The organism is Paraferrimonas sedimenticola (assembly GCF_002282855.1).
Classification (GTDB): Bacteria; Pseudomonadota; Gammaproteobacteria; order Enterobacterales; family Shewanellaceae; genus Paraferrimonas; species Paraferrimonas sedimenticola.
In genome coordinates this window covers 333546-343253 of sequence record NZ_NRIR01000004.1, presented here as the reverse complement: position 1 = coordinate 343253, position 9708 = coordinate 333546, and the positions used below count along the sequence as shown (strand labels likewise).

The 9708-nt window shown below is 52.4% G+C and carries 9 protein-coding genes and 2 tRNA genes; all 11 read left to right on the top strand.

Going from position 1 to position 9708, the window contains the following annotated elements; all coding sequences use genetic code 11:
* Positions 1 to 97: 97 nt before the first annotated feature.
* The 11 genes from CLC93_RS09565 (at position 98) to hflX (ending at position 9668) form a co-directional block, all read left to right on the top strand.
* Positions 98 to 173, top strand: a tRNA-Gly gene (locus tag CLC93_RS09565).
* A 22-nt stretch (positions 174 to 195) separates the two neighbouring features.
* Positions 196 to 271 (top strand) — tRNA-Gly (locus tag CLC93_RS09560).
* 197 nt (positions 272 to 468) lie between these two features.
* On the top strand, positions 469 to 924 hold the full coding sequence (locus CLC93_RS09555; protein ID WP_095505735.1) for a hypothetical protein: 456 nt from the start codon (positions 469 to 471) through the stop codon (positions 922 to 924).
* 69 nt (positions 925 to 993) lie between these two features.
* Entirely contained in the window at positions 994 to 1479 is a 486-nt protein-coding gene (locus CLC93_RS09550; RefSeq protein ID WP_095505734.1) for a DUF4442 domain-containing protein, read from the top strand.
* Positions 1480 to 1851: 372 nt separating this feature from the next.
* Positions 1852 to 3336 carry an NAD(P)H-hydrate dehydratase gene (locus CLC93_RS09540; RefSeq protein WP_095505732.1) on the top strand — a complete coding sequence of 495 codons (1485 nt, stop codon included), beginning with the start codon at positions 1852 to 1854 and terminating at the stop codon, positions 3334 to 3336.
* A 5-nt stretch (positions 3337 to 3341) separates the two neighbouring features.
* Positions 3342 to 3809 (top strand): tRNA (adenosine(37)-N6)-threonylcarbamoyltransferase complex ATPase subunit type 1 TsaE, encoded by a 468-nt coding sequence (gene tsaE, locus CLC93_RS09535; protein ID WP_095505731.1) that lies wholly within the window; start codon positions 3342 to 3344, stop codon positions 3807 to 3809.
* A 2-nt stretch (positions 3810 to 3811) separates the two neighbouring features.
* Entirely contained in the window at positions 3812 to 5137 is a 1326-nt protein-coding gene (locus tag CLC93_RS09530; protein WP_095505730.1) for an N-acetylmuramoyl-L-alanine amidase, read from the top strand.
* Between the two features lie 2 nt (positions 5138 to 5139).
* Entirely contained in the window at positions 5140 to 7017 is a 1878-nt protein-coding gene (mutL, locus tag CLC93_RS09525; protein WP_095505729.1) for a DNA mismatch repair endonuclease MutL, read from the top strand.
* A 17-nt stretch (positions 7018 to 7034) separates the two neighbouring features.
* Positions 7035 to 7964 (top strand): tRNA (adenosine(37)-N6)-dimethylallyltransferase MiaA, encoded by a 930-nt coding sequence (miaA, locus tag CLC93_RS09520; protein WP_095505728.1) that lies wholly within the window; start codon positions 7035 to 7037, stop codon positions 7962 to 7964.
* 79 nt (positions 7965 to 8043) lie between these two features.
* A complete protein-coding gene (hfq, locus tag CLC93_RS09515; protein WP_095505727.1) occupies positions 8044 to 8310 on the top strand; it encodes an RNA chaperone Hfq in 267 nt (88 codons plus the stop codon).
* 47 nt (positions 8311 to 8357) lie between these two features.
* Positions 8358 to 9668: a ribosome rescue GTPase HflX gene (hflX, locus tag CLC93_RS09510; RefSeq protein ID WP_095505726.1), complete on the top strand. Its 1311-nt coding sequence runs from the start codon at positions 8358 to 8360 to the stop codon at positions 9666 to 9668.
* Positions 9669 to 9708: the final 40 nt, after the last annotated feature.

Here is a 9708-nt window from a genome sequence, read left to right as displayed (position 1 = left end):
CGAGTATAGCTCAGCTGGTAGAGCGCGACCTTGCCAAGGTCGAGGTCACGAGTTCGAACCTCGTTACTCGCTCCAATTTGTCCTGTTTTATTAGAGAGCGAGTATAGCTCAGCTGGTAGAGCGCGACCTTGCCAAGGTCGAGGTCACGAGTTCGAACCTCGTTACTCGCTCCAATTTGTCCTGTTTTATTTGTGTGCGAGTATAGCTCAGCTGGTAGAGCGCGACCTTGCCAAGGTCGAGGTCACGAGTTCGAACCTCGTTACTCGCTCCAAATTCTCTCTACCTCCCCTTGTTGATTTCAAAACATCCGTGTTCACTTGCGTGATCTGTCTCTTGTTTCCAGCGTCATTGTGTTGGTAATTGCTGATTCCTGTTGGATTTATGATCCTGCTCACCCTATTGAGCTGCCATTAATTCGATAATTCGACCAAGCTTAATCAACAAACAATTTTGGAATGGGGTTTAGCAATGCGAATCCAACAATTACAGGAACTAATTGAGTACGTGGCCAGCTGCCGTCAAGACATGGCCAAACTGTACCAACGTCTAGCGCAACAAGCAGACTCCTCTCGTGTGACTTTGATGCTGGAGTACTTGGTTACCCACGAAAAAGAAGTGGCAGAAAAGCTGTTAGATTACGTAGCCGATGCACCAGATACTGTGCTGCAAAGCTGGCTGCGCGATTTCAACTTCGAAGACTTCGCCGGTAATCTCGATAAAATCCAAATCGCCGCTGACTTTAGCGAAGATCAGGTGCTAGATCTGCACCTAAAGCTAGAAAACAAACTGATTGGTTTGTTGGAAGAAAACGCCAAGCGCTTATCAACCAAAGACGCTGTGCAAGCGGTAGAAGCTTTAGTGGCTGTCGAGCAAAATCGCCAAAAACGCCTAGTGCACTCTACTATGCGTATGGATGACATCTAACACCTGTCTTGCCTTTTGAGCGCCCTTGGCCTAACTTGGTCTGACCAGTTGCCAAGGAGTGCTCTATCTATGTCTGCTCAAAGTTCCGTTGCTCGTCGAGTTCAATCACTGCAGCGTTGGCCTGATTGGCTAGCCAAACCCTTAATGACCCTTGCTTTTACCCGTATGGTACCGTTTGCGGGGACCGCTGGTGTGCGCTTTGAGCAGTGGGATGGCGATGGGGTTTGCCTGACCTTAGCCAACAAGCGCAAGGTCCAAAATCACATCAAGAGCCCGCACGCTGCGGCGATGGCTTTGCTGGCGGAGAGCGCCTCTGGAGCGGCTTTCGCTTGGCACTTACCCAATGACAAATTGCCGCTAATAAAACGCATGGATATTCGTTACGTGCGTCGTGCCACCGGTGGTTTGAAGGTTCGTGCTTGGGTTACGCCAGAACAGCAAACACAGCTGCAAAGCGAAGAGCGAGGCAGTATTAAAGTGGCCATCGAATTGACCGACAGTCTGGGTGAAGTCCCAATTGAAGCCGAAATGGAGTGGGCCTGGGTTACTCGCTAGCTGGGTTTGTTGGCTTGATCAATTGCTGAGCGTCGCGATGGCGCTCCGTCCCACTGAGTTTGACGAATCATGCGCAACAAATAAAACAGAAAAATTCCGCAATTCAGCCCTAGCAGCGCAAAAATCACTTCTAGTTCGACATTAGTTAGATTAATCAGAGCTAAACAGAGGGCGAGCAGCAGTAAGTTTACGATCATCATCCGTGACATCTACCTTGGTTTGAATAGGGCTGCCACTGTCGTCCTTAACAGGGCCTTAGCCGATTACTCGTGCAAATCGATGCACTTGTTGATCCTGATTCTAGTGACAACTTTGAGAAAAGTCTAAAATTCAGAGCAATATTGCTACTGACTTCGTTTTTTGGACTCGATCATGCCAACCCAATTTCGACCTCGACAAGCCATCTACACGGCACAGGCCCTGCGAGCTGGTGAGCAAGCTTGTTTGCAGCAACTGGGCATTAGTGGGTATCAGCTCATGTGCCGCGCCGGCGAAATTCTGCACGCAGAATTAATACAGCGCTGGCCAGAGGGTCGAGTCAACATTGTCTGTGGTCGAGGAAACAACGGTGGTGATGCCTATGTGGTAGCGCGCTTACTGTTGGCCGAAGGTCGAACCATTCAGGTCTACCAATGGCAAAGCGAGCGCGAGCTAGCTGGTGAGGCGGCACAAGCACAGCAAGATTTCATTGATGCCGGCGGCACGATTCAACCCTTGAACGACGAAAAATTGGCTGACTGCGACTTGATAGTGGATGGACTGTTGGGCAACGGCTTTAGCGGTGAGCCAAACGACGAGCTGGTGAGCTTGATACGCGCCATCAACCAATTCCCCGCGCCTGTGCTGGCGATTGACCTGCCTTCAGGGCTAGAACCCGATACGGGCTGCGCCCCTGCGGGTGCTGTGGTTGCCGATGTCACAGTGACTTTAGTGGCCTATAAGTTGGGCTGTTTAACCGGGCAAGCGCGTCTTTACGTCGGCGAGCTGGTGTTAGCGGATTTGGGCATAGGTGAGTGCCTAAGCAAGCACGCCGAAATGCTGGCCCAACGCCATACCGCCGAGCAGGTGGGTGATTACTTACGCCCAAGAAGCGCCATTGCGCACAAGGGGCAACATGGCCGCCTTACGGTGATTGGCGGCGATTTGGGCATGCCTGGGTCGGTGAAGCTCGCCGCCGAAGCCGCCTTGCGCGCTGGTACTGGTTTAGTGACCGTGGTCTCTCAACCACAACACCAAGCCACCATTGTCCAAAATCGCCCCGAGTTGATGTTCTGTCGATGCGAGCTGGTGGATATGGAGGTGTACTCTCGCTTGGGTTGGGCCAACGTACTGTTACTCGGGCCTGGCTTAGGACAGCACGAATGGGGCTACAACTTATTCAAAGCTTGCTTACTGAGCGAGAAATCCATGGTGCTGGACGCCGATGGTTTGAATTTCCTCGCTATTGAACCCAGTAAAAGTGACCACTGGATTTTAACGCCACACCCGGGCGAAGCCGCGCGATTACTCAACACCAGTGTGGCGCAAGTGGAGCAAGACCGAACAGCCGCGGTGCAAGCTCTGCAGCACAAATATGGCGGTGTAGTGTTGCTTAAAGGGCCTGGTACTCTGATCTACGACGGTCAGCGTCTAGCTTTGTGTGATGTGGGGAATCCGGGACTTGCGGTTGCGGGCAGCGGCGATTTGCTGGCGGGCATTATCTCGGCGATGTGGGCGCAAGGGCTTGAGGCCTTTGAAGCCGCGGTTGTGGCAACCCTAATTCACGGTGGAGCGGCGGACCGCGCCGCTACTGAGGGTCAGCGTGGCATGCTGCCAAGCGATTTGTTACCTTATGTCAGAATTATGGCTAACCCTTAAAGTCGATGGACGCTGTACAACAACTGACAATAACTCTGGCCGATGACCAGGCCACCTGTGCCTTTGGTGAAAAACTGGCTCAAGCGGCACAAGCCCCCTTGGTAATATACTTAGAAGGCCCACTGGGCGCGGGTAAAACCACCTTTAGCCGAGGCTTTATTCAAGCCCTTGGGCATCAGGGCGCGGTCAAAAGTCCCACCTATACCTTGGTGGAACCCTATCAGCTAAACGGCGTCGAGCTATTTCATTTTGACTTGTATCGACTGGCCGACCCAGAAGAGCTGGAGTTTATGGGGATTCGGGATTACTTTCATCAAAACAGCATGGCTTTGGTGGAGTGGCCTGGACAAGGCGAAGGCTGTCTTCCCGATGCTGATCTTGAAATTAAAATCGGTTACCTTGAGAGTGGTCGGCAACTAACCGCGCGTGCGCTAACGCCACAAGCAAGCAAATTATTAGAAAAACTAGCATAGCAATGAACAACTGGAAGTGGGTGTGGGGCGTGCTGCTCTGCTGGCTGACCTTGAGTGCGTCAACCGCAATGGCCGCCAACCAACTAAACAATGTGCGCTTTTCGCAAAACGGCGAGAACACTCGATTGGTATTGGACTTAGCTTCTAAGCCCAAGTACGACGCCTTTGCGCTTTCTTCACCCTCTCGCTACGTCATTGATCTCGAGAACAGCCGCTCCAAAGTGGCGTTGGACAAACTCAAGGTCAACAGCAAACTGGTCAAAAAAATTCGCGCCAGTAAACCCAACAAGAAAAGCGATTATCGGCTAGTGCTGGATTTAAACCAGTCGGCGTCGGTAAAGCACTTCACCCTAGCGCCCGCGCCACCTTACGGTCACCGCTTGGTGATTGACCTGGCTCCATCGGGCGCTGCAGCCTCGTCCCAAGTGGTCAAGCAAGCACCGGCACGAATTCGAGATGTTGTGGTGGCGGTGGATGCCGGCCATGGCGGGCGGGATCCGGGCGCGATTGGGCCTAAGGGCACCAAAGAAAAGGTGCTGGTGCTAGAGATTTCCAATCGATTGGCCAAGTTAATCAACGACACGCCTGGCATGCGCGCAGTGATGGTTCGCAGCGGTGATGTCTATGTGGATCTCAATGAGCGCTCGGAACGCGCCCGTCGAGCTGATGCTGATATTTTATTGTCCATCCACGCCGATGCGTTTCACAGTCCCCAACCAAAGGGCGGAGGTGTATTCGTACTGTCAGACAGTCGCTACACTCGCGAGACCAACAAACTGTTGAAATCGACGGATAAACACGAACATTTAGTGGGGGTTGGCGAGGCGATTAAGCACGCTGAAGGCGGCGAGGATGTGGCTCAGTGGCTGATTGAGCTCAACAGCGTTCGTTCGTTAGAGCAGGCTCGCAGCGCCGGTCAGCGCATTTACGCTGAAATGAAAAAAGTTACCAAAATGCACCGCCCTCGCGTGGAGTACAAAAGTTTGGCGGTACTCAAAGCAACGGACATTCCTTCGTTGCTCATTGAAGCGGGCTTTTTGTCGAACCCAAGTGAAGAGAAAAAGCTTCTTACGCGCAGCCATCAGAACCGCTTAGTTAGCGCAATTCACCGCGGTTTGGTGTCGCACTTTGAGAACAACCCACCAGAGCAGACCTTGTTTGCCAAAAACGCCTCCGCCAAGGAAGTGAAGTACAAGGTGCGTTCCGGCGACAACTTGTCGAGCATTGCCCAGGTCTACGGCGTGAGCGTGACTGAAATCAAACGCCGCAATAAGCTCAGCTCAAGTCAGATTCGAATCGGCCAGACGTTAGTAATTCCAAGGCGATAACCATGGCACAAATTCAAGTATTACCACCGCAGCTGGCCAACCAAATTGCAGCGGGCGAGGTGGTAGAGCGTCCCGCATCTGTGGTCAAAGAGTTGGTGGAAAACAGCCTAGACGCTGGCGCCACTCGAGTGGATATCGAGATTCAAGGGGGCGGTGCTCGGCTGATTCGCATTCGCGACAACGGCAAAGGCATTGAGAAAGAGCAACTCGCGTTAGCCTTGGAACGTCACGCTACCTCAAAGTTGGCTAGCTTAGAAGACTTAGATGCAATCTTGAGTTTTGGTTTTCGCGGTGAAGCTCTTGCCAGTATTAGCTCGGTGGCGCGCTTGACCCTTATCTCCCGCCCCAAAGACCAAGCCCAAGCCTGGCAGGCGTTTGCTGAAGGCCGCCAGATGGAAGTGCAGTTGCAACCAGCGGCTCATCCAGTCGGTACCACTATCGAAGTGGCTGACCTGTTTTTTAACACCCCGGCGCGCCGACGATTCTTAAAAAGCGACAAGACAGAAATAGGTCACATCGACGAGTGGCTAAAACGAGTGGCGTTAGCGAGACCGGACATACACTTGAGCTTGAGTCACAACGGCAAGCTACTGCGCAGTTTTCGACCGGCCAAAGACGAGAAGGGTTATCGAGCGCGTTTGCAGCAGGTGTGTGGTAAAGATTTCGTCGCACATGCGCTTGCTATCCAATGTCAGCACGACGACCTTAGCATCAGTGGTCACCTGCAGTTGGGCGGTGAGCCTAGCGCTCATCACCCACAGTATTTTTACGTCAACGGACGCTTGGTGCGCGATCGCTTGATCAATCACGCGGTTAAGCAGGCGTTTGCCGAGTGTGGTCGCGATGCCATCGCCGGTTATGTACTTATGCTGCAAATCGACCCGGCGCAAGTGGATGTCAACGTACATCCAGCCAAACACGAAGTGCGTTTCCATCAATCTCGATTAGTGCACGACTTTGTGGTGCAGGCCTTGGTGTCCGCCATCAATCAAGGACAAGATTTAAGTCTGGACGACTCGATTGACCCACCAAGTGTCCACACGGAACCACAGTCGGCCCAACCTCAGTCAGAAGTCGATCCTTACGCTGACCAAAGCCGAGATTACCCCAGCCAGCTCAGCCCCTATCAAGCCAGTCCCGCGACACCTGCGGGGGGATATTCAAGTACTCGCTCGCCGAGCTCAAGCTACTCTCGCGGTGTTGAAAGGGGTGGTGTCGGTGTTCAAAGCGGTGGCGCTCGCGGTGGCGGCTCGTCCACGGGCGCTCGACACCACTCCAGCTCGCAAGACCCACGAGCCTTTAGTAACTATCAAACTCTGATGCAGGGCAGTGTCGTCCCCGAGGCCAACTCGCGCATGCCTGCACTGTTGGCGGAGCGCTATTGGGTACGAGTCGAGGCCGATACTATCAGTTTGCTGGACCTCGATATTGTGGAGCAGCACACCCTGCAATGGCGCTGTCAGTCGGACCTTGAGTCCAATGGTCAGTTGACCGGGCAACCTTTATTGCTGCCCTTATCTATGCCCATGCAAGCTGAATGGAAGAGGCTTTTAGCCCCATTGCACGAAAGCTTAGCGGCGCTGGGTTTTCAGCTAGAGGTACGCGCGGGCAAGTTAGTCTTGATGCAAGTCCCAGCCTTTTTACGCCAACGAGATATGAGCCAGTTGATGCCCAACGTGCTCGATCAACTCAGCGCGCAATCATTATCCGCTTTTGAACTGCTACCCTTACTGGTGGCCGATGCCTCGCGTACCCAAACCCCTGAGCAGCTGTGGGCTCGGGTTAAGAACGCGACTGAAGCGCAACAGCAATTGCTCTGGCAAAGTGCCATCGAGTGCCCTTGGCAGGATTGGCTCGAGCAATCGGCTGCGGCCAAATAACAATTTCTAGGAACTTCATGTCTCAATCACAAACCGCGCCAAAGGTGCTGTGCATCATGGGTCCTACCGCTTCGGGCAAAACCGGACTGGCTATGGAGCTGATCAAACGCATGCCGGCTGAAATTATTTCGGTGGACTCAGCGATGATCTATCGAGACATGGACGTAGGCACCGCCAAGCCAACCGCAGAGGAGCTAGCCGAGGCGCCGCATCGACTGATCGATATTTTAGACCCCCGTGAAAGTTACTCGGCGGCGGATTTTCGTCGCGATGCCATCGAGCAAATCGAGCAGGTGCTAGCGGCGGGAAATACCCCGATTCTGGTGGGTGGCACCATGTTGTATTTCAAAGCCTTGCTCGAGGGCCTAAGTCCACTGCCCAGTGCCGACCCTAACATTCGAGAGCAGATTCAAGCCGAGGCGGATGCTAACGGCTGGCAAGCGCTGCACCAGCAATTGGCTCAAATAGACCCGGTTTCCGCCGAGCGCATTCACCCTAATGACCCGCAGCGATTGTCTCGTGCCATTGAGGTTTTTCGAATTAGCGGCCAAAGTTTGACCGAATTGACCCAAAAAAAGGCTGAGCCGCTTCCCTATGACTTCGTTCAGTATGCTATCATGCCGCCCCAGCGTGCGGAGCTGCATCGCCTAATTGAACTCAGATTCGAACAAATGCTAGCGCAGGGTTTGGTTGAAGAAGTCGAGCAATTAAAGCAGCGACCGGATTTACACGTGAACCTCCCTTCAATCCGATGCGTCGGTTATCGCCAGGTTTGGCAATATTTAGATGGCGACTATGATTACACCAGTATGGTGGAGAAGGGAGTGGCAGCAACGCGGCAACTGGCCAAACGCCAAATCACTTGGTTGCGAAGCTGGAAGCATGTCACCTTTCTTGAAAAGCAAAAATCAGCTAATGTTGATGTGATTTTGGGTGGGTTTGACTAGCATATTGCAGTTTGCTGTATCATACTGAATCAAAAATATATTTTGAAAAAGCATTTCTATCTTTGAAGGAACTAATAACATGGCAAAAGGGCAATCCCTACAAGACCCGTTTTTAAACGCTTTGCGTCGCGAACGAGTTCCTGTCTCAATTTATTTGGTCAACGGTATTAAGCTGCAAGGGCAAATCGAATCATTCGACCAGTTCGTGATTTTATTGAAAAACACTGTAAGTCAAATGGTGTACAAGCATGCCATTTCGACCGTTGTACCTGCCCGTCCATTCAGCGTATCAAGCCAGCAGCCGCAATCGCAGCAAGGCTTCGACGACAGCAACGGCAACCAGTAATAGCAAAGACAAGCACGGTTTTGCCTTTGCTGTAGGAGCAAAAACACTTGTTTGAACGTCATGAGGGCGGCGAGAACGCCGTCCTTGTTCATATCGATTTTTCCGACGACAAAGATCGCGAAGACCTCAAAGAGCTCGAATTACTCGCTTCCTCGGCTGGTGCCAATGTGCTTAGCATTGTTGGCGGCTCACGAAAGTCCCCACATCCCAAATACTATGTCGGCGCCGGCAAGGCGGAAGAAATCGCTTCAGTGGTTAAAGCCGTTGGGGCGGATGTGGTGATCTTTAATCACGCCTTATCACCAGCCCAAGAGCGTAACGTCGAAGCCATTTGTCACTGCCGCGTGCTGGATCGAACCACGCTGATCTTAGACATCTTTGCCCAGCGAGCTCGTACTCACGAGGGTAAGTTGCAGGTGGAGCTGGCGCAGTTGCGCCACTTGTCGACTCGCCTGGTTCGAGGTTGGACTCACTTGGAGCGCCAAAAAGGTGGTATCGGTTTGCGCGGCCCGGGTGAAACTCAGCTTGAGACGGACCGCCGTTTGTTGCGCGAGCGCATCAAATCGATTCAAAAGCGCTTAGAAAAAGTGTCAAAACAGCGCAGTCAGAGTCGTCGAGCCCGCATGCGCCGTGAAATTCCAACTTTGTCTTTGGTTGGTTACACCAACGCCGGTAAGTCGACCCTGTTTAACGCCATTACCAACGCCGAGGTGTACGCAGCGGACCAGCTGTTTGCCACCTTGGATCCGACCTTGCGTCGCGTCGACCTAGAGGACGTAGGGCCTTGTATTTTGGCGGACACGGTAGGCTTTATTCGTCATTTACCGCACGACTTGGTTGCGGCTTTTAAAGCGACCTTGCTCGAAACCCGTGAAGCAGACATTTTGCTGCACGTGGTAGATGCGGCCGATGCCAACATGAGTGAGAACATGCACTCGGTGCAGGTAGTACTCGACGAGCTGGAAGCGGATGAAATCCCACAATTAGTGATTTGTAACAAAATAGACCTAATGGACGAGGTGGCGCCAAAGATCGATTACGATGAGCACGGCGTACCAATTCGTGTATGGGTATCAGCACAAGAGTCTCGCGGGCTTGAACTGATAGAGCAAGCGCTGAACGAACGGCTAGGTAAAGCTATACGTTTGATTAGCTTACAAATCCCGCCAACCCACGGTCATTTGCTCGGACGTTTTTTTGATTTGGAGATTGTTCAAGATCAAAACTATGATGAAGAGGGTAACTGTATTGTTGATGTGCGCGTCACCGAAGTGGATTGGCAACGATTACTAAAACAGTTTGGCGCTGAACTGGAGAACTTTATCCGTCCGTCGCAGCCTGATAAAGTAAGCGACTGATAAGTTTAACTTTCACACTTTCCTGAACTTGGAGTATTGA